The sequence below is a fragment of the Cellulomonas sp. plas2 genome (assembly GCF_057221735.1).
This window is the reverse complement of record NZ_CM170155.1, coordinates 3510161-3529862: the sequence shown is the minus strand read 5'-3', so window position 1 is coordinate 3529862 and position 19702 is coordinate 3510161. Positions and strand designations below refer to the sequence as shown.

The window sequence follows — 19702 nt, the reverse complement described above, 5'->3', positions numbered from 1 at the left end:
CGGCGCTGGACCGTGTCGGTGCCGGGTGGTCGGATGGGCAGGTGACGACGACGGGGACGGACGCAGCGGCGACGACGAGCACGACGAGCACGACGAGGACGACGAGCGGGCCGGCTCCGGGCGGTCCGGCGGGCGCGCCGGGGCTCCCACGTGCGGGCACCCCGGAGGCCGTCGGGGTCGACCCCGCGGGCGTGGCCGCCTTCCTCGACGACGTCGCCGCGCGCGGTGTCGAGCTGCACTCGCTCGTCGTGCTGCGGCACGGGCAGGTTGCGGCCCAGGGCTGGTGGGCGCCCTACTCGCCGGACCGCGTGCACCTCCTGTACTCGCTCGGCAAGTCCTTCACCTCCACCGCGCTGGGCCTCGCGGTCGACGAGGGCCTCGTCGACCTGGACGCCACGGTGCTGTCCTTCTTCCCGGAGCTCGACGCCGAGGTGACGGACCCGCGCAGCCGCGCGATGCGGGTACGCGACGTCGCCGCGATGGCCAGCGGCCACGAGGCGGAGACGGTGGACCGGGCGTGGGAGGCGAGCCCGGAGGACCTCGTCCGGGGGTTCCTGCTGCTCCCGCCGGAGCGGGACCCCGGCACGCTCTTCACGTACAACCAGCCGTGCACCTACGCCCTCGCGGCGATCGTCCAACGCGCCGCCGGGGTCACGCTCACCGAGTACCTGGTCCCGCGGCTGTTCGCCCCGCTGGGCATCACGGTCGGGGCGTGGCAGCAGCGGCCCGCGGGCCAGGACCTCGGCTACAGCGGGCTGCACCTGACGACGGAGTCGGTCGCCGCGTTCGGGCAGCTGCTGCTGCGCGAGGGCGTGCTGCACGACGGGCGCCGGCTGCTGCCGGAGGGCTGGGTCGCGCTCGCGAGCCGACCGCACGTGGCCACGGTCGAGGGGCGCGCGCCGGAGGGCGCCCAGGAGGGTGCGCAGGAGGGCGACGGCGACTGGGCCCGCGGCTACGGCTTCCAGTTCTGGCGCTCCCGGCACGGCTTCCGCGGCGACGGCGCCTTCGGGCAGTTCTGCCTCGTGCTGCCGGAGCACGACGCGGTCGTCGTGACGACGGCGGCGACCGAGGACATGCAGGGCGTGCTCGACGCGGTGTGGACGCACCTGCTGCCGTCCTTCGGCGAGGCGCCCGAGGACCGTGCGGTGGCCGCGGAGCCGTCCGCCGCGGCCGCCGCGCTGGCGGAGCGGCTCGCCGGCCTGGCGCTGCCCGTCCCGGAGGTCACCGCGGAGCCCGACGAGGGCGTCTTCACCGCGGCGGCCCCGGGGCGCCTCGAGCGGCTGGAGCTGCGCCGGGCGGGGGAGCGCTGGGCGGTCGAGGCGACCCTCGACGGCGACTCCTGGGTGGCGGAGGCCGGGATCGGGGCCTGGGCCGTGACCGAACCCGTGGCGGACCGGCCGGCGGTCGCGGTGGCCCTCGGGACGCCCGACGAGGGGCGCGTCGTCCTGGAGGTCGCGCTGCTGGAGACGCCGCACCGGCTGCGCGTCGAGGCCGACCGTGCCACCGGCCGGTTCAGCACCACCTGGCACACGAAGCCCCTGGGTCAGCTCGACCTCAGGACGATGCAGCGCCCGCTGCCGGTCGCGGCCGGCTGAGGGCCCGGAGGAGGACGCATGGCGCTGCGCTGGTACACCACCGTCGTCGAGTCCCAGGACCACCGGGCGCTCGCCGACTTCTGGCGGCAGGTGCTCGGGTGGGAGGTGATGTTCGAGGACGACACCCAGAGCGTCGTCGTCCCGCCCTGGGCGCGGGAGCTCACCGAGCAGCTGCCCTTCGAGCGGGTGCCGCCGGGCCTCGTCTTCGTGCCGGTCGAGCACGCGAAGTCCGGCAAGAACCGGCTCCACCTCGACCTGGCGCCGCACACCTCCGACGACCGCGACGCCGAGATCGCCCGGCTCCTGGCCCTCGGTGCTCGGCGCGTGGACATCGGGCAGGGGGACGCCCCGTGGGAGGTGCTGGCCGACCCCGAGGGCAACGAGTTCTGCGTGCTGTCCCCGCGGGAGTGAGGACGCCCGGCGGGTGAGGCCGTCCGGTGGTGGTCGCCGCCGGGGCCTGGGGGGCCGGGGCGTGCTCACGCCTCCTCGTCGTCCACCCACTCGAGCAGGTCCCCGGGCTGGCAGCCGAGCACGCGGCACATGGCCTCGAGCGTGCTGAACCGGACCGCCTTGGCGCGCCCGTTCTTCAGCACGGCGACGTTGGCCGGCGTCAGGCCCACGCGCTCGGAGAACTCGCCCACGCTCATCTTCCGCTTGGCGAGCTCGACGTCGATGCGCACGACGATCGGCATCAGATCACCGCCTCCATGTCGGTGCGCAACGCGGTGGCCTGGCGCAGCAGCGCGCGCATGACCACGAGCACCAGCCCGAGCACGGCCACCCCGACCGTGAGGAGGAACAGCAGGAGCGGCAGGCCGGGGTCGTCGGCGTTGAACCCGACGTACCCGAGCACGAGCACGAGCACGACCCATGCGGCCGCCACCGCCCAGACGATGACGTCCACCCACCGCATCGAGGACTCGGTGAAGATGCGGTCCGCCTGCACCCGGGTCAGGAGCTGCCAGGTCGCCACCAGCACCACCTGCACGCACAGCACCCAGAAGACGGTCACCGCGGTCGCGGGCCACCGCAGGTAGGCCATCTCGGGGTCCTGCTCGGCCATGTAGCGGAACTGTCCGGGCAGCGACATCACCTGGAACAGCACGAGCACCCCGAACAGGACCACCAGGGCGGCGCGGAGGAGGGCGACGACGGCCCGCTGCGTGACGATCATGCATCGAGGATCAGTGCTGATCTATCGGAAGTCAATAGGAACGATGGTGGGCGACGCGGCGGCGCCCCTCAGTCGTCGCCGCCGAGCACCTGGCGGCACACGGCGGCGGAGGCCGGGGGCACGATGTCGCCGAGCACCTCGGCCGCCCGTGCCCGCCCGAGGTTCCAGGCGGCCCAGCCGTCGTCGCTCGTCGTCAGCGTCCGTCCGGCCCCGTCGAGATCCCGGGCCCGGGCGGCCGACACCAGCAGGCAGGTCCGCAGCGGCTCCGCCAGGCCGTCCGCCGCGACGACCGCGTCGTCGGACAGGTCCTGCAGGTAGACCGCGTCCAGGGGGGCGTCGGCGCGGGCGTCGTGGCGCAGCACCAGGGCGTCGGCGTCGAGCGCCCCCAACGACAGCACGGCCGCCCCCGCGACGGCCACCGCCGCCCGCGGCAGCCACGCCCCCCGCCACCGGACGCCGGCGACGAGCACGAGCGCGAGGACCACCGCCAGCGCGACCTCGGCCACCAGCACGAGCAGACGCAGCCGCGTGAGCCCGAAGGCGTCGACGTACAGGCCCATCCGCTGCAGCGCCACGGCGACGACGCCGAGGGTCGCGACGCAGAGCAGGCCGAGCGCCGCACGGCTGACGAGGCGGTCCCGGGCCGTCGCGCGAGGCGCCCGCTGCGCGGCGACGGCCACGACCACGAGCGTCAGCGCGGTGACGGCGACGAGCTGGAAGAAGCCGGAGCGCGCGTGCTCCGCGTAGGTCAGGCCTGCGGTCCGCTCGACGAACGACCGGCCGCCGATCGCCGTCGCCACCTGGACGAGCCCGAACGCCACGAGCAGCGCGTCGAGGGCGACGACCGGGACCAGCCACCCGGCGGTGGCCCGCCGGGGTGGGCTCGCGTGCGTCGCCGGCCAGGACGGCGGCGACAGGACGAGGTGGCCGGCCGCGAGCGCGACGAGCCCCACGAGCACGCCCACGACGACGCGCGCCGGCAGGAGCCCGAGGTCGGCGCGCGGCAGGAGCGCGGCGAACACGGCGTCGGCGCTCGCGAGCAGTGCGCCGAACACGCCCAGCAGCACGGCGGTGACGGCGGCGGTGCGCAGCCCGGCGCGGAGCGCATCTCGTCGCCCTCCGGCCAGGGCGCCGACCGTGTGCCGCACCGCGAGGCCGGCGCGCAGGGTGCCCAGGGCGGCCGCGGGGACGGCGAGCACCGCCGCAGCGGCGGTCCGCGCGCCGGTCAGCGCCACGGCCGTGGTCCCGACCGCCGCGAGCACGCTCAGCGCGACGACCCACTCCGCGTCCCGCACGGTCGGCACGACCAGGAGCAGCGCGGCGAGCCCGAGCAGGGCGCGGTCCGCCGGCCGCCCGCGCCGCCGCAGCACCCCCGCGCCGCACGCGAGGACACCGAGCCCGACCAGGCTCAGCCCGAGCCCCGCCTCCGTGTCGACGAGGGCCGCACCGCCGACGGTCCCGACGAGCGCCGCGGCGCCCAGCACCGGTCCGGGCAGGGCCTGCCGGTGCCTCTGCCAGAAGTCGGCGACGGCCCGTCCCCACGGCCCGGGCACCGGCGCCAGCGCCGGCGATGGTCCGTGCTGCCAGCCGGAGGCGGTGCCGGACGGGCGGGCGGGTGGCGAGGACGGCGCGGTTCCCATGCCCGGGACGCTAGGACGGCGGGGACGCCCGGTGGGCCCGGTCCCCGCACAGGTCCTGTGCACCTGTGGGGAGGATCGCGGACGTCTGTGCAGGTCGTGTGGAGGGCGCCCGACCGCGGACGCACGAGAGCCCGCCGCGCGCATCCCTGCGCGGGCGGGCTCTCGTCGGCGGAGGATGGGGGATTCGAACCCCCGAGGCTGTTACACCAACACGCTTTCCAAGCGTGCGCCATAGGCCACTAGGCGAATCCTCCAGGCCGCGCGCACGTCCGTCGCCGGACGTACCGCGGGCAGGAGTCTAGCCGAGGTGCGGGCGCGCGCTGCACGCCGAACCCGCGGCCCGACGGGCCTGCGGCAGGGCAGGCGTCAGCCGACGGTCACGTCCAGCGCGACCTCGACGTTGCCCCGCGTGGCGTTGGAGTACGGGCAGACCTGGTGCGCCTGCTCGACGAGCGACTCGGCGGTGGCCTGGTCGACCCCGCCGATCTCGACGTGCAGGGCGGCGCCCAGCCCGTAGCCGACCGCGCCGTCCTCGCGCTGCAGCGTCACCTCGGCGACGACCGCCGAGTCGCTGATGGCGACCCTGCGCTCCGCGGCGACCGACTTCAGGGCGGAGTGGAAGCAGGCGGCCCAGCCCGCGGCGAAGAGCTGCTCGGGGTTGGTGCCGCCGCCCGCACCCCCCATGGCCGCGGGGACCGCGAGGGTGACGTCGAGGGCGCCGTCGTCGCTCGTGGCGCGGCCGCCGCGGCGGCCCTCCCCGGTCGACGTCGCGACGGCGGTGTAGATGCCGGCCATGCCTTCTCCTCCCGTGCGGCGCCGGTGGTGTCGGCGCCGGGTCGACGAACCTGTCGGTCCATCCTGCGGGCTGGCGCGCGGACCCGCCCTCGCCACGGTCACCTCGCGCTGCCGCCCCCGGTGCGACGCGCCAGGCGCTACGGTCGGCCTCGACCGCCGCCGGCAGGAGGAACCGCGATGCCCCTCGTCACGCACTGGATCGACGGCAAGCCCGCGCAGCCGTCCGGCCCGGCCACGCAGCCGGTCCTCGACCCGTCGACCGGCCGCGTCGTCGCCGAGGTGGGCCTGGGCACGACCGAGGACGTCGACCGCGCGGTGGCGAGCGCGTCGGCCGCGGCCGAGACCTGGGCCGACGTCCCCCTGGGCCGCCGGGCGTCGGTGCTCTTCCGGTTCCGGGAGCTGCTCGTCGCCGCGACGGACGAGCTGGCGGCGGTGGTCTCGCGCGAGCACGGCAAGGTCCTCACCGATGCGCGGGGGGAGATCGCGCGCGGGCTGGAGGTCGTCGAGTTCGCCGCCGGGATCCCTCAGCTGCTCAAGGGCGAGCACTCGGAGCAGGCCGCCACGGGCATCGACGTGTTCTCCGTGCGGGAGCCGCTCGGTGTCGTCGCCGGCATCACACCGTTCAACTTCCCGGTCATGGTGCCGCTGTGGATGAGCCCGGTGGCGATCGCGACGGGCAACGCCTTCGTCCTCAAGCCGTCGGAGCGGGACCCCTCCGCCTCGCTGCTCCTCGCGGACCTCTGGGCGCAGGCCGGCCTGCCGGACGGCGTCTTCTCCGTCGTCCAGGGCGACCGCACGGTGGTGGACGCCCTCCTGCGCCACCCGGACGTCGCCGCTGTGTCCTTCGTCGGCTCCACGCCCGTGGCACGGCACGTCCACGCCACGGCGACCGCGGCGGGCAAGCGCGTCCAGGCGCTCGGCGGGGCGAAGAACCACGGGGTGGTCCTGGCCGACGCCGACCTCGACGACGCCGCCGACCAGCTCACCGCCGCCGCGTTCGGCGCCGCTGGGGAGCGGTGCATGGCGCTGTCGGTGGCCGTGGTGGAGGAGGCCGTCGCGGACGCGTTCGTCGAGCGGCTCGCGGACCGGGCGCGGGCCGTGCGCGTCACCGCCGGGGACCAGCCCGGCGCCGACATGGGCCCCGTCATCACGGCGGCGGCCAAGGAGCGCATCGAGGGGCTCATCACCTCCGCCGAGGAGCAGGGGGCGACGCTCGTCGTCGACGGGCGGGGCCTCGTCGTCGAGGGGTACGAGGACGGGTTCTTCGTCGGGCCGACGGTGGTCGACCACGTGCGGCCCGAGCACGAGGTCTACCGCCGGGAGGTGTTCGGCCCCGTCATCGACGTGGTGCGCGTCGCGGACCTCGACGAGGCGATCGATGTCATCAACGCCAACCCGTACGGCAACGGCACGGCGGTGTTCACGTCCTCGGGCGAGGCGGCCCGGACGTTCCGCCGCCGGGTGAAGGTGGGCATGGTCGGCGTCAACGTGCCGATCCCCGTCCCCGTCGCGTGGCACTCCTTCGGCGGGTGGAAGGACTCGCTGTTCGGGCAGTCGCACGTGTACGGGCCCGAGGGCGTGCAGTTCTACACACGGGCGAAGGTCGTCACGCAGCGCTGGCCGCACCGGACCGCTCCCGCGCCCGCGGCGTCGTTCCACTTCTCCGGCGACAGCCAGAAGTAGGGGACGTCGTGCTGCTGCGTGCGGTCCTCGTCGCCGGGCTGGTGGCGGCGGTGTTCCTCGTCGGGCTGCGCCTGCTGTCGAGGGTGCTGGCCTGGCAGGACGTGCCCGTCGCGCTCGTCTTCGGTGCGCTGTTCGCCGCCGTCGACACGCTGCGGGTACGCATGACCCAGAAGCAGCGCGAGCAGCGGGAGCGCGGGGGGCTGTAGCACCGGGTGCCGGGCGGCTCCGGGCCTGGGCTATCCTCGTGCCGACCCCTCGTGCGGCGTCATCCCGCTGAACCCCCCCAGGGCCGGAAGGCAGCAAGGGCAGGTGGGCTCTGGCGGGTGTGCGGGGGGTCCTCGCACGTCCGGGGGCGACGACGACGCGCGGCCTCGTCGCGGCCCCCGACCGCAGCGTTGCACAGGCGGCGGAGGGGCCCTGCCGGATGTCAGGGGCGGCACGTAGGGTGCGGGCGTGACGACAGCCCTGTACCGGCGGTACCGCCCCGAGACCTTTGCGGAGGTCATCGGGCAGGACCACGTGACGGCCCCGCTGCGGCAGGCGCTGCGCACCGGCCAGGTCAACCACGCGTACCTGTTCTCGGGCCCGCGCGGGTGCGGGAAGACGTCGTCGGCGCGCATCCTCGCGCGCATCCTCAACTGCGCGTGCAACACCGCCGAGCACCCGACGGACACCCCCTGCGGCGTCTGCGAGTCCTGCGTCGAGCTGGCCCGCGGCGGCCCCGGCAGCCTCGACGTGGTGGAGATCGACGCGGCGAGCCACGGCGGCGTCGACGACGCGCGGGAGCTGCGCGAGCGCGCGACCTTCGCGCCCGCCCGGGACCGGTTCAAGGTCTTCATCCTCGACGAGGCGCACATGGTCTCGCCGCAGGGCTTCAACGCGCTGCTGAAGATCGTCGAGGAGCCGCCGCCCCACGTCCGCTTCATCTTCGCCACCACGGAGCCGGACAAGGTCATCGGGACCATCCGCTCGCGGACCCACCACTACCCCTTCCGTCTCGTCCCGCCGGACGTGCTCGTGCCGTTCCTCGAGACCGTGTGCGGGCAGGAGGGCGTGACGGTCGGTCCGGGCGTGCTGCCGCTCGTCGTGCGCGCCGGCGGAGGGTCCGTCCGGGACACGCTGTCCGTGCTCGACCAGCTCATCGCGGGGTCCGACGAGCGCGGGCTGCAGTACGAGGGGGCGGTCTCGCTCCTGGGCTACACGCACGCCTCCCTGCTCGACGACCTCGTCGACGCCGTGGCCGCGCGCGACGGCGGGGCGGCCTTCCGCGTGGTCGAGCGCGTCATCGCGACCGGGCACGAGCCGCGGCGCTTCGTCGAGGACGTGCTGGAGCGGCTGCGGGACCTCATCGTCATCGCGGCGTCGGGGGACGCGGCCGCCGCCGCCCTCGGTGACCTGCCGGCGGACCAGCTCGCGCGCATGCGGGCGCAGGCGCAGCACCTGGGGATGTCGGAGCTGTCGCGGTCCGCGGACCTGGCCAACGCCGCGCTGACAGAGATGGTCGGGGCGACCTCGCCGCGCCTGCACCTCGAGCTGCTCATGGCCCGGCTCCTGCTGCCCGCCGCCGACGACACGCACGTCGGCCTGGGTGCGCGGCTCGACCGCCTCGAGCGCGTGCGCGCCACGACGGACCCGGCGCCCTGGCCCGACGAGGGGTCGGCCCCGGCCCGACCCGGCGCGCGCGTGCCGGCGGGCCCGACCGCCACCGCTGCGCCCCCGGGGGCCGCCGGTGCGGTGCCGCTGGGACGCGTGCGCGTGCCGGAGGAGGCCTCGCCCGCACAGGCCACCCGCCCGGCGGCGGCGCCGTCGCTACGCCCGCTGCCCGTGCCGGTCGTCCCCGGGAGGACCTCGGTACCGGCGACGCCCGAGCCGGCGACGCCCGAGCCGGCGACGCCCGAGCCGGCGACGCCCGAGCCGGCGACGAGCGAGGCGGCGACGAGCGAGGCGGCGACGAGCGAGGCGGCGACGAGCGCGCCGAGGACGAGCGAGCCGACGACGAGCGAGCCGGCGACGACCGCGCCGAGGACGAGCGGGCCGACCACGAGCGAGGAGCCCGAGCGGGCATCGGCTCGTGCCGGAGACGCTGACAGGGCCGACGACCGGACCGACGACCGGGCCGCCGACCGGCCCGTCGACGACGCCCCTGCCGCCGGTGCCGAGGCCGTCGAGCCCGTCGTCGCCGACCCCGCGGCGGCGGTGAGCGGGCCGGTCGGGCAGGACACGGAGATGCTGCGCCGGCGGTGGCCGGAGGTGCTCGAGACGATGCGCGGCCTGCGCCGGGCCACCTGGATCCTCGTGAGCCAGAACGCGCAGGTCCAGGACCTCGACGCGACGACGCTGCGCCTGTCGTTCCCGACCGCCGCCCTCGCGGACACCCTGCGCGTCGGGGGGCACGCGGACGTCGTCGCCCGCGCGGTGCGGGAGACGCTCGGCTTCGACGTCCGCGTCGACGGGGCGGCCGGAGGCGCAGCCGGTGCGGGACCGGCCGCGGCACGTCCGTCGACAGCGCCGCCCGCGGCGGCAGCCACGACCGCGAGGTCCGGTGCGATGCCGCCGGCTCCCGGTGCCGCACCGCTCGGCGCGACCGCCGCGCCGGCGACGCCGCCGCCCGCGACGAGCCCCGCGTCGACGCCGCCCGCGATGACCGCGGCGTCGACGCCGCCCATGCCGCGCGGTCGGCAGGACGCGTCCCGCACCGGCGGCGAGCCCGAGGACGCCCCGGACGAGGACCCCCACCCGGACGAGGGCCCACACCCGGAGGAGGTCGCCGCCGGTCCAGCTGCCGACGCCCGCGGCGACGACGCCGGACGGCGTGCCGCCGAGGGCGACCCCGATCCGGGCGCCGCTCCGGAGCGCCCTGGTCCGACCGCTGTCGTGCGCGCACCGGGTGTCCTCTCGCGCGAGGAGGCCGAGGCGTCCTGGGGCTTCACCGTCGCGCCGGTCACCTCGTCCCCGCCGGCTCCGCGGACGTCGGCCGCCTCCACACCGACGGCACCGTCCGCGCCCGTCCGGGCCGCTCCGGCCTCGAGCGGGTCGGCCTCGGACGCCCCCGCTGCGACCCCGCCGTTGGCACCGCGCAGGGCGGGGAGCGCGGACGACTCGCGCCCGGAGGGGGCCGGGCCGGCGGACCGCACGCGACAGGACGGACCGACCGACCGCCCCGAGCCGGGGTCGGACCGGACGGCGGCAGGATCGGGACGCACCCCTCGCCCCGCCCCGGCAGGGCCGGCGGCTCCGGGTGCGCGGGACCCGCAGCCGGGGTCGCACCTCGACGACATCCCCTTCGCCGACGAGGAGCCGCCCGAGGACGACGGGCCGCCCCCGCCGGAGGACACCGGGTGGCGCCGCCAGCCTGCACCTCCGGGACCTGCAGCCGACGACCGGACGGCCGACCACGCACCCCGGGCGGTGCGCTCGTCCGCCCCCTCGATCACGCGGCTGACGACGCCTCCCCCCGTCTCCCGACCCGGCGCGCCGGCCCCGTCGGGGCCTGCGACGTCCGCCGCCACCCGTGCGCCCGGTGGTCCGACGACCGCCGCCGCCGGTGACCAGCCCACCGGCGGAGCCGCGGCGGCGACGCGCGGACGCCCGGAGGACCGGTGGGCGGCCGAGCTCGACGAGATGAGCCCCGACGACCCGGACGTCGGGCAGGCGGGCCTCGTCGGCGCACCCCTCGTCGCCCAGCTCCTGGGCGGTCGCGTCATCGACGAGGAGGTGGACGACGGCCTCGGCGGCTGACGGGCGTCCGGCGAGGCGGGCGGACCGTCCGGGGCACGGTGCTACCGCACGGTCCTGCGGCCCGGCGCCGCGGCGACGGGCCGGCCACGCCGTACGCTGACGGGGTGTACGAGGGCGCGGTCCAGGACCTGATCGACGAGCTCGGGCGGCTGCCCGGCGTCGGTCCGAAGAGCGCCCAGCGGATCGCCTTCCACGTGCTGGCCGCGGACCCGCAGGACGTCGCGCGCCTGGCGACGGCGCTGACCGAGGTCAAGGCGCGCGTCCAGTTCTGCGAGATCTGCGGCAACGTCGCGCAGGAGCCGCAGTGCCGCATCTGCCGGGACCCGCGCCGCAGCCCGGCGGCCATCTGCGTCGTCGAGGAGCCGAAGGACGTCGTCGCCATCGAGCGCACGCGCGAGTTCCGCGGCCGGTACCACGTGCTGGGCGGCGCGATCAGCCCCATCGCCGGCATCGGCCCGGACGACCTGCGCATCCGCGAGCTCATGACGCGGCTGGCGGACGGCACGGTCACCGAGGTCATCCTCGCCACCGACCCCAACGTCGAGGGCGAGGCGACGGCCGCCTACCTCGGGCGGCTCCTCGTCCCCATGGGGCTGACCGTGAGCCGGCTCGCGTCGGGCCTGCCGGTGGGCGGGGACCTGGAGTACGCCGACGAGGTCACGCTCGGCCGCGCCTTCGAGGGGCGGCGCCGGCTGAGCGCCTGAGACCGGCGCCCGACGCGACACCTGACACGACACATCCGGCGACGACACCCGACGACGACACCGCACGACGAGGGGCAGGAGGACGGCGTGAGCGACGTGACGGCTGGGGCAGGGACGACGGCGGGGGACGGCGAGGAGCTCGGCGAGCTCGCAGACGTCACCGCCGAGGAGGCCCGCGCCTTCCTCAGCACCGTGACAGAGGTCGCGGCCGGGTCCAACCCCGAGCAGGCGCTGCCGCTGCTGCTGCTGGCCGTCTCGGACGTGCTGGCCATCGGGGCGCGCCTCGGGGCGACGACCGACGTCGTGCCCCCGTCGCGCTTCGAGCCCGACGCCGGCCCCGACCCCGACGTGGACCCGCTGCGCACCGGCCTGGCGAACGTCTTCGAGGGCGTGGACGAGTACCTCGAGGTGGTGGACCCGCTGCTCGCGCCGGAGGTCGCGGCGGCGACGGTGTCCGGCGCGCTCGCGTCGGTCGCGCAGGCGCTGGCCACCGGGCTGGCGCACCACGCCGAGGGCCGGCCGGTCGAGGCGCTGTGGTGGTGGCAGTTCTCCTACCTGTCCGACTGGGGCGACCGCGCCTCGAGCGTGCTGCGCGCCCTCCAGACGATGCTCGCCCACCTGCGGCTCGACGTGGACGACGACGTCGCCGCCGAGGCGGAGTACGACGCGCTGCAGCGCTGACCGCCTCCGCCACCCGCGGCGGCCGTCAGGAGCCGCTGCTCCCGCCGGCAGCGGCTGCGCGTCCGCATGACGGGAGCGCCCGCGGACGCCGAGGGGTCCCCGCCTACACTCCGGCACGTCCCCGCCCCCGCGTGAAAGCACTCCCGTGGCCCTCATCGTGCAGAAGTACGGCGGCTCGTCCGTGGCCGACGCCGACAGCATCAAGCGCGTCGCCAAGCGCGTGGCCGAGGCCCGGCGCGCGGGGCACGACGTCGCCGTCGTCGTCTCGGCCATGGGGGACACGACGGACGAGCTCATCGACCTCGCCCACCAGATGACCCCGCTGCCGCCGCAGCGCGAGATGGACATCCTCCTCACGGCGGGCGAGCGCATCTCCATGTCGCTGCTGGCCATCGCCATCACGAGCCTCGGCGTCGAGGCCCGGTCGTTCACCGGCCAGCAGGCCGGCGTCATCACCGACGAGGTGCACGGCAAGGCCCGCATCATCGACGTCACGCCGAGCCGCATCTCCGCCACGCTGGCCGACGGCGCGGTGGCCATCGTCGCCGGGTTCCAGGGCGTCAACCTCGAGACGAACGACGTCACGACGCTGGGCCGCGGCGGCTCGGACACCACCGCCGTCGCCCTCGCGGCCGCGCTGCACGCCGACGTCTGCGAGATCTACACCGACGTGGACGGCGTCTTCACCGCCGACCCGCGCATCGTCCCGACGGCCCGCAAGCTCGAGCGCGTCGGCTACGACGAGATGCTCGAGCTGGCGGCCAGCGGCGCCAAGGTCCTCATGCTGCGCTGCGTGGAGTACGCGCGCCGCTACGGCGTGCCCGTGCACGTCCGCTCGTCGTTCTCCACCCACACCGGCACGCTGGTGACGGACCAGCCCGCCCCGACCCCCGAGGAGGCTCCGGTGGAGCAGCCCATGATCGCCGGCGTCGCGCACGACCGGTCGGAGGCCAAGATCACGGTCGTCGGCGTCCCGGACGTGCCGGGCAAGGCCGCCCGCATCTTCGGCGTCGTCGCCAGCGCCGGCGTCAACATCGACATGATCGTCCAGAACGTCTCCGCCGCCCGCACGGGCCTGACGGACATCTCCTTCACGCTCCCCGCGGCGGACGGCGCGGCGGCCCTCGCCGCCCTCGACGCGCGCCAGCCGGACATCGGCTTCGACTCGCTGCAGTACGACGACACCATCGGCAAGCTCTCGCTCGTCGGGGCCGGCATGAAGTCGCACCCGGGGGTGTCGGCCAAGCTGTTCGGCGCGCTGTCGGACGCGGGCATCAACATCGAGATGATCACGACGTCGGAGATCCGCATCTCCGTCGTCACGCGCGCCGACTCGCTCGACGAGGCGGTGCGGGCCGTCCACACGGCCTTCGACCTGGACGCGGAGACCGCCGAGGCGGTCGTGTACGGAGGGACCGGACGATGAGCGGGCTCGAGGGCGCCGGGGCCGGCGGCGTGCGCGTCGCGGTCGTCGGCGCGACCGGTCAGGTCGGCGCGGTCATGCGCCGGCTGCTGGAGGAGCGCGACTTCCCCGTCGCGAGCATCCGGTACTTCGCCTCCGCGCGGTCGGCGGGCACCACGCTGCCGTGGAAGGGCCAGGACGTCGTCGTCGAGGACGTCGCCACCGCGGACCTGTCCGGCATCGACCTGGCGCTGTTCTCCGCCGGCGCGACCGGGTCGCGCGAGCACGCGCCCCGCTTCGCGGCCGCCGGCGCGACCGTGGTCGACAACTCCTCCGCGTGGCGGCGCGACCCGCAGGTGCCGCTCGTCGTCTCCGAGGTGAACCCCGGGGCGCTCGACGAGATCCCGCTCGGCATCGTCGCCAACCCCAACTGCACGACGATGGCCGCGATGCCGGTCCTCAAGGTCCTGCACGAGGAGGCGGGGCTGCGCCGCCTCGTCGTCTCCACGTACCAGGCGGTCTCCGGCTCCGGCCTCGCGGGCGCCCGTGAGCTCGACGAGCAGGTCCGGGCCGCCGTCGGGCAGGACACCCTCGCGCTCGTGCACGACGGGGGTGCGGTCGACTTCCCGGCGCCGCAGAAGTACGTCGCCCCCATCGCGTTCGACGTCATCCCGCTGGCCGGCTCCATCGTCGAGGACGGGCGCGCGGAGACCGACGAGGAGCAGAAGCTGCGCCACGAGTCGCGCAAGATCCTCGGCCTCCCCGACCTGCTGGTCTCCGGGACGTGCGTGCGCGTGCCGGTGTTCACGGGGCACTCGCTGTCGATCAACGCCGAGTTCGAGCGGCCGCTGTCGCCGGAGCGGGCCACGGAGCTGCTCGCGTCCGCGCCCGGCGTGCAGCTCGCCGACGTCCCGACGCCGCTCGTCGCCGCCGGGCAGGACCCGTCGTTCGTCGGGCGCATCCGCGCGGACGAGGGCGCGCCCGAGGGCCGCGGCCTGGCCCTCTTCGTCTCCAACGACAACCTGCGGAAGGGCGCGGCGCTCAACGCGGTGCAGATCGCCGAGCTGCTGGCCTCGCGCCTCGCGAGCACGCCCGCCTAGCGGCCGCTCGCCTCGCCACGGACGGACGGCCGTCGCCTCACCGGAGGCGGCGGCCGTCCGCCCACACGCCCTCTACGGCGAGCGCAGGACCCAGCACGACGAGGTCCGCCGCCAGGCCGGGCCGCAGCCGGCCGAGCCGGTCGTCGAGCCCGAGGACCCGCGCGGGCGTCGCCGTCAGCGACGTCACCGCGGTGACGAGGTCGAGCCCGACCTCCGTGACGGCCAGCCGCAGCGCGGTGTCCAGCGTGAGCGTCGACCCGGCGATCGTCGTGCCCCCGACGAGGGTCGCCACGCCGCCGCGCACGCCCACGTCGAGGCCGCCGAGGCGGTAGCCGCCGTCCGGCGCGCCCGCGCCCGCCATCGCGTCGGACACGAGCGCGAGCCGCCCCGGGGCCGCCGCCGCCAGCACGGCGACCAGCGCCGGGTCGACGTGGTGGCCGTCGAGCACGACCTCGAGGGTGACGCGCGGGTCGCGCAGCGCGGCGACGACCGGCCCGGGGGCGCGGTGGTGGATCCCCGGCATCGCGTTGAAGGCGTGCGTGAGCAGCGTCGCGCCGGCGTCGAAGGCGGCGGCCGCGCCCGCGGCGTCGGTCTCCGTGTGCCCGACGGCCACGCGCACGCCGGCCCGGACGAGCCGATCGACTGCCGCCGCGGCACCCGGCAGCTCCGGCGCGAGCGTCACCTGGCGCAGCGTGCCGGCCGCGGCGTCGAGGAGCGCGTCGACGTCCTCGGCGAGCGGGGCGCGCAGGTGCCGCACCTCGTGCGCACCGTGCCGCTCCGGCGACAGCCACGGCCCCTCGAGGTGGCTGCCGAGGACGAGCGGGTCCTCGTCGGCCAGGGCGGCGACCATCCGCAGGGTCCTCGCCAGCTCCTCCACCGGCCGGGCGACGAGGCTCAGCACCGCCCGCGTCGTCCCGTGGGCGCGGTGCGCGTCCAGCGCCGCCCGCGCCGCGTCGGGACCCTCGTCGTACGACGCGCCGCCCCCGCCGTGCCCGTGCAGGTCGACGAACCCGGGCACGAGCAGCGCGCCGCCGAGGTCGAGGACCCTCTCGACGCGGACGTGCCCGTCGGGCGTCCCCCCGGCACCCGTCGCGGCGATGCGGCCGTCCTCGACGAGGAGCCAGCCGTCGGGCACCTCACCGTCCGCGTCGACGCGGAGGGCATGGGTGAGGAGGGTGGAGCTCACGGCCCCATCCTGCCGCGCCTGTCCGGTGACCGGGGCGCGGCCCCAGGGACGACGAAGGGGCCGGACCTGGTGGTCCGGCCCCTCCTGCCCTCCTGACGGAGGATCCCTGGGTCGGGGTGGCGGGATTCGAACCCACGACCTCCTCGTCCCGAACGAGGCGCGCTACCAAGCTGCGCCACACCCCGGGGAGCCGGATCAGCATACCGGACCGCGCGCGCCGCCCGGACCACGCGCCCGCCCAGCGGTCGGACGGTCGAGCGGACGGTCGGGCGGGCGGCCGGACGGACGGTCAGGCGGGCAGCAGCGTGAGCAGCGTCGCCTCGGGTCGGCAGGCGAACCGCGCCGGCGCGTACGGGGAGGTCCCCAGCCCCGCCGAGACGTGCAACCAGGTCGACCGGTGCCCGCCCGGGCGGTCGGGGCGCGGCCCGGGCCAGCCGTGCAGCCCCTTGGCCCGACGGCGGTCGAGGTCGCAGTTGGTCACCAGCGCGCCGTACCCCGGGACGCAGAGCTGCCCACCGTGCGTGTGCCCGGCGAGGACCAGGTCGGCACCGTCGGCGTGGAAGGCGTCCAGGACCCGCCGGTAGGGCGCGTGCGTGACCCCGAGGAGCAGGTTGACGTCACCGGCCGTGCCACCGTCCGTGCCACCGTCCGTGCCACCGCCCGTGCCACCGCTCGTGCCACCGACCGTGTCACCGCCCGTGTCGCCGCCGGTGCGCGCGTCGTCGGGACCGCCGGCGGGCGGGTACCGGTCGGCGTCGAGGTGGGCGTCCGACGTCCCGACGAGGGCCACGCGGCGCCCGTCGAGCGTGACGACGCCGCGGCGGTTCTCGAGGTTCGTCCAGCCCGCGTCCTCGAGGGTGGCGACGAGCTCGCGCCACGGGAGCGGCGTCGACTGGGCGGGCGCGCCCCGGGAGTCCGACCGCAGGTAGCGCGCGGGGTTGCGGGGGACGGGGGCCACGTAGTCGTTCGACCCCAGGACGAAGGCGCCCGGCCGGGCGAGGTGCGGCTCGAGCGCCCGCAGCAGCGCCGGCCCCGCCTCCGTGTGCGACCAGTTGTCACCGGTGTCGACGACGAGGTGCGGGTCGAGCGACGCCAGGTCGCGCACCCAGTCCACCTTGCGCCGCTGACCCGGCAGCAGGTGCAGGTCGGCCAGGTGGAGGACCCGCAGCGGCGCCTGGCCGGCGGGCAGCATGGGCACGGCGACCTCGCGCAGCGCGTACAGGTCGCGCTCGACGAGCGTCGCCCACCCCAGCGCCCCGGCGCCGAGGGCGCCGAGCGCCAGCGCGCCGCGCAGGAGCGGGTCGACCGGCCCGCTCACCCCTGCTGCCCGGGCGCGGGCTGCTGACCCGGAGGGGCACCCGCGCCGGCGTCCGCCGGAGCCGGGGGCGCCGTGGGCGTCGGCGACTGCCCGTTGGACAGCGTGAGCGTGATGGTCGCGCCCGCCGTGGCGCTCCGGGCGGACTGCTGGGCGACGGTGCCGGCAGGGTAGGTGGACGACACCTGCTCCTCGGCCACGCGGACCGTGAAGCCGGCGCCCTCGAGCACCGCGCGGGCCGAGGTCGCGGACCGGCCGAGCACTGACGGCACGCTCACGCGGCGGCCGACGACCTGCTCCTGCTCGGGGGCCGCGAACGCGGGCACGGGGATGCCGGCCATGGTCGCGTCCATGTACCGCTTCCACGTCGGTCCGGCGACGGTGGCGCCGTACATGTTGCGGATGTACCGCCCGGCGACGTTCACGCCCTGCATGGCGCGCATGCCCTCGGAGTAGCCGACCCAGACCGCCGCGGCACGCAACGGCGTGTAGCCGACGAACCAGGTGTGCTCGTTCTCCGACGTCGTCCCCGTCTTGCCGGCGGAGGTGTAGGTGGGGGCGCGCATCGACTTCGCGGTGCCGGTCCAGACGTTGCTCAGCGTGTAGTTGATGGCGTTGGCGTACTTCGGCTCGATCTGCTGGTGGCAGCCGGCGTCCGGCACGGGCAGCTCGGTGCCGTCCGCGTCGACGACCCGCGTGATCGCGACCGGCGTGCAGTACACGCCGCCCGAGGCGAAGGCGGCGAAGGCGCCGGCCATGTCGAGCGGGGTGGTGGAGTTCGAGCCGATGACGTTCGCGGGCAGGGCGTCGAAGGTGCCGGTGCCCGAGCGGGGGCCGCCTGCCTTCTCGACGCCGAGGTCCGCCGCGCCCTGCATGATGTTGCAGAGGTCGAGCTGCGTCGCCATGGTCAGGTAGGCGAGGTTGACGGAGTTCTTCGTCGCGTTGAGCACGCTCATCGTCCCGGCGCCGCCCTCGGCGTTGCCCGGGGTGTAGGGCGAGCTCGTCATGCGCTGGCCGCAGGCGCGGAACATGTTGTTGTTCAGCGGTCGCACGGTGCCGTTGACCTGGTCGCTGAGCGACCGGCCCTGCTTGAGCCACTCCAGCAGCGTGAAGGGCTTGAAGGTCGAGCCGGGCGGGAACCCGCCGCTGCCGCCGAGATCGAAGCCGGTGTTGTAGTTGACCGAGGTCTGGCGGTCGACGAGCTCGGCCGTGCTGTTGAAGACGCGGTTCTGCGCCATCGCCTTGATGTTCCCGGTGCCGGGCTCGACCACGACGATCGAGCTCGCGATGCCCGACGGGTCGTCGACCGGCACGCCGGCCTTCACGGACTCGTCCGCCGCCACCTGCTCGGTCGGCACCAGCGTCGTGGTGATGTCGAGGCCGCCCTTGTACAGCAGCGAGATCCGGTCGGACTCCGTCTCCCCGAAGGCCGGGTCGTTGCGGATGACCTGCGTGACGTACTGGCAGAAGAACCCCGAGCCCGCGACGACGTCGCCCGCGGTCATGCAGCCGTTCTTGATCTCCTGCACCCGCAGGGTGTCACCGAGCGGCGTGGCCACCCCGGCCGCGTACTCCTCGTCGGTGATGTAGCCCTGGTTGCGCATGAGCGTGAGCACGGTGTTGCGGCGGCCCTGCGAGCTCTCCGGGTTGCGCACCGGGTCGTAGCGCGTGGGGCTCTGGGTGACGCCGGCGATCGTCGCCGCCTCGAGGTACGTGAGGTCCGCGGCGGACTTGCTGAAGTAGTACTGCGCCGCCGACTCCACCCCGTAGACCGAGGTCCCGAACTGCGCGATGTTGAGGTACTTCTCGAGGATCTGGTCCTTCGTCTGCGTCTGCTCGAGCGTGATCGCCAGCTTCGCCTCGCGCAGCTTGCGGGCGTAGCCCTCGACGCCCTCGGCGCCGCGGGCCGCGTCGAGCGCCGCGTTGCGCTCGGCGTCCGTGTCCTGCTCGAGCGCCTGCTCCACCAGCACGTTCTTCACGTACTGCTGCGTGAGCGTGGACGCGCCCTCCTGGGAGTCCGTGAGGTTGTTGCGCACGAGCGCGCGCATCATGCCCTCGGGGTCGATGCCCGCGTGCTCGTAGAAGCGCCGGTCCTCCGTCGCGACCACCGCGTCCCGCATGGGCTGGGCGATCTGGTCGAGCCCGACGACCACGCGGTTCTGGTCGAAGAACGTCGCGAGCACCGTGCCGTCCTCGGCGCGGATGGTCGACTTCTCCGGCAGCGCGGTCTCGTTCAGCTCGCCCGGCAGCTCGTCGAACGCGGTCGTGCCCACCTGGGTGGCGGTGCTGGCGACGGCGACGGCGGGCAGCAGGAGACCGGCGGTCAGCAGACCGCCGACGCCGGCGACGAGCACCAGGCTCAGCAGCAGCGCCAGCGCCTGGAAGCCGGTGACGCGGCGCCGCGCGCGCGGGGGGTTGGGCATGTCGTCCAGGGTAGACGGGGGCACCCACGCGCCCGGGTCGCCCCCGCCGGACCTCCACCGGACCTGCACGTCCGGCGACCTCCCCGCTGTGACGACGCTGCGGGTGTGACCGACCCGACAGGTCCGCGACGAGGTTCGCCCGATCCGGCCTCTCCCCAGGGAGGACCTCAGCCGCTACGGTCCGAACCGGACAGAACAGACCTGGCCGAGCCTCCCGGGGGCGGGAGGACCCGCACCGTCGTGTGCGCGGCAGGTCACCGAGGAGG

General features: G+C 75.8%; 16 protein-coding genes, 2 tRNA genes and 1 other RNA gene. 10 read left to right on the top strand and 9 right to left on the bottom strand.

Annotation, left to right across the window (positions count from 1 at the left end):
• Positions 1 to 41: 41 nt before the first annotated feature.
• Positions 42 to 1595 carry a serine hydrolase domain-containing protein gene (locus AC2TDM_RS15695; RefSeq protein WP_484635233.1) on the top strand — a complete coding sequence of 518 codons (1554 nt, stop codon included), beginning with the start codon at positions 42 to 44 and terminating at the stop codon, positions 1593 to 1595.
• Positions 1596 to 1613: 18 nt separating this feature from the next.
• Positions 1614 to 2006 carry a VOC family protein gene (locus tag AC2TDM_RS15690; protein WP_484635232.1) on the top strand — a complete coding sequence of 131 codons (393 nt, stop codon included), beginning with the start codon at positions 1614 to 1616 and terminating at the stop codon, positions 2004 to 2006.
• Between the two features lie 65 nt (positions 2007 to 2071).
• Here AC2TDM_RS15690 and AC2TDM_RS15685 read toward each other — a convergent pair whose 3' ends face one another.
• From AC2TDM_RS15685 to AC2TDM_RS15665, 5 genes are all read right to left on the bottom strand, one after another.
• Positions 2072 to 2287: a helix-turn-helix domain-containing protein gene (locus AC2TDM_RS15685; RefSeq protein ID WP_484635231.1), complete on the bottom strand. Its 216-nt coding sequence runs from the start codon at positions 2285 to 2287 to the stop codon at positions 2072 to 2074.
• Positions 2287 to 2769: a DUF2975 domain-containing protein gene (locus AC2TDM_RS15680; RefSeq protein WP_484635230.1), complete on the bottom strand. Its 483-nt coding sequence runs from the start codon at positions 2767 to 2769 to the stop codon at positions 2287 to 2289. The genes AC2TDM_RS15685 and AC2TDM_RS15680 overlap by 1 nt, the downstream gene beginning before the upstream one ends.
• A gap of 68 nt (positions 2770 to 2837) precedes the next feature.
• Positions 2838 to 4409: a DUF4153 domain-containing protein gene (locus AC2TDM_RS15675; protein ID WP_484635229.1), complete on the bottom strand. Its 1572-nt coding sequence runs from the start codon at positions 4407 to 4409 to the stop codon at positions 2838 to 2840.
• Positions 4410 to 4578: 169 nt separating this feature from the next.
• A tRNA-Ser gene (locus AC2TDM_RS15670) sits at positions 4579 to 4663 on the bottom strand.
• 112 nt (positions 4664 to 4775) lie between these two features.
• Positions 4776 to 5204, bottom strand: a complete 429-nt coding sequence (locus AC2TDM_RS15665) for an organic hydroperoxide resistance protein (RefSeq protein ID WP_484635228.1) — start codon at positions 5202 to 5204, stop codon at positions 4776 to 4778.
• A 177-nt stretch (positions 5205 to 5381) separates the two neighbouring features.
• Between AC2TDM_RS15665 and AC2TDM_RS15660 the strand changes: the two genes are divergently transcribed.
• From AC2TDM_RS15660 to AC2TDM_RS15625, 8 genes are all read left to right on the top strand, one after another.
• Positions 5382 to 6887 carry a CoA-acylating methylmalonate-semialdehyde dehydrogenase gene (locus AC2TDM_RS15660; RefSeq protein WP_484635227.1) on the top strand — a complete coding sequence of 502 codons (1506 nt, stop codon included), beginning with the start codon at positions 5382 to 5384 and terminating at the stop codon, positions 6885 to 6887.
• An 8-nt stretch (positions 6888 to 6895) separates the two neighbouring features.
• Entirely contained in the window at positions 6896 to 7093 is a 198-nt protein-coding gene (locus tag AC2TDM_RS15655) for a hypothetical protein (RefSeq protein WP_484635226.1), read from the top strand.
• A gap of 40 nt (positions 7094 to 7133) precedes the next feature.
• Positions 7134 to 7230, top strand: an RNA gene (gene ffs, locus AC2TDM_RS15650) — signal recognition particle sRNA small type.
• A 110-nt stretch (positions 7231 to 7340) separates the two neighbouring features.
• Positions 7341 to 10625, top strand: a complete 3285-nt coding sequence (locus tag AC2TDM_RS15645; RefSeq protein ID WP_484635225.1) for a DNA polymerase III subunit gamma and tau — start codon at positions 7341 to 7343, stop codon at positions 10623 to 10625.
• Positions 10626 to 10729: 104 nt separating this feature from the next.
• Positions 10730 to 11329 (top strand): recombination mediator RecR, encoded by a 600-nt coding sequence (recR, locus tag AC2TDM_RS15640; protein ID WP_090031231.1) that lies wholly within the window; start codon positions 10730 to 10732, stop codon positions 11327 to 11329.
• A gap of 96 nt (positions 11330 to 11425) precedes the next feature.
• Positions 11426 to 12010: a DUF5063 domain-containing protein gene (locus AC2TDM_RS15635; protein ID WP_090031345.1), complete on the top strand. Its 585-nt coding sequence runs from the start codon at positions 11426 to 11428 to the stop codon at positions 12008 to 12010.
• Positions 12011 to 12155: 145 nt separating this feature from the next.
• The gene (locus AC2TDM_RS15630; RefSeq protein WP_484635224.1) at positions 12156 to 13436 is read left to right on the top strand and encodes an aspartate kinase; all 1281 of its coding nucleotides are present in this window, start codon (positions 12156 to 12158) and stop codon (positions 13434 to 13436) included.
• Positions 13433 to 14512, top strand: a complete 1080-nt coding sequence (locus tag AC2TDM_RS15625) for an aspartate-semialdehyde dehydrogenase (protein WP_484635223.1) — start codon at positions 13433 to 13435, stop codon at positions 14510 to 14512. Before AC2TDM_RS15630 ends, AC2TDM_RS15625 begins: the two co-directional genes overlap by 4 nt.
• 37 nt (positions 14513 to 14549) lie before the next feature.
• Here AC2TDM_RS15625 and nagA read toward each other — a convergent pair whose 3' ends face one another.
• The 4 genes from nagA to AC2TDM_RS15605 all read right to left on the bottom strand — a co-directional run bounded on the left by nagA (position 14550) and on the right by AC2TDM_RS15605 (position 19436).
• Positions 14550 to 15698, bottom strand: coding sequence for an N-acetylglucosamine-6-phosphate deacetylase (gene nagA, locus AC2TDM_RS15620; RefSeq protein WP_484635222.1), 1149 nt, complete (start codon positions 15696 to 15698; stop codon positions 14550 to 14552).
• Between the two features lie 111 nt (positions 15699 to 15809).
• Positions 15810 to 15883: transfer RNA gene (locus tag AC2TDM_RS15615), tRNA-Pro, on the bottom strand.
• 104 nt (positions 15884 to 15987) lie between these two features.
• Positions 15988 to 17016 carry a metallophosphoesterase gene (locus tag AC2TDM_RS15610; protein WP_090031225.1) on the bottom strand — a complete coding sequence of 343 codons (1029 nt, stop codon included), beginning with the start codon at positions 17014 to 17016 and terminating at the stop codon, positions 15988 to 15990.
• Positions 17013 to 19436 (bottom strand): transglycosylase domain-containing protein, encoded by a 2424-nt coding sequence (locus tag AC2TDM_RS15605; RefSeq protein ID WP_090031223.1) that lies wholly within the window; start codon positions 19434 to 19436, stop codon positions 17013 to 17015. Before AC2TDM_RS15605 ends, AC2TDM_RS15610 begins: the two co-directional genes overlap by 4 nt.
• Positions 19437 to 19702: the final 266 nt, after the last annotated feature.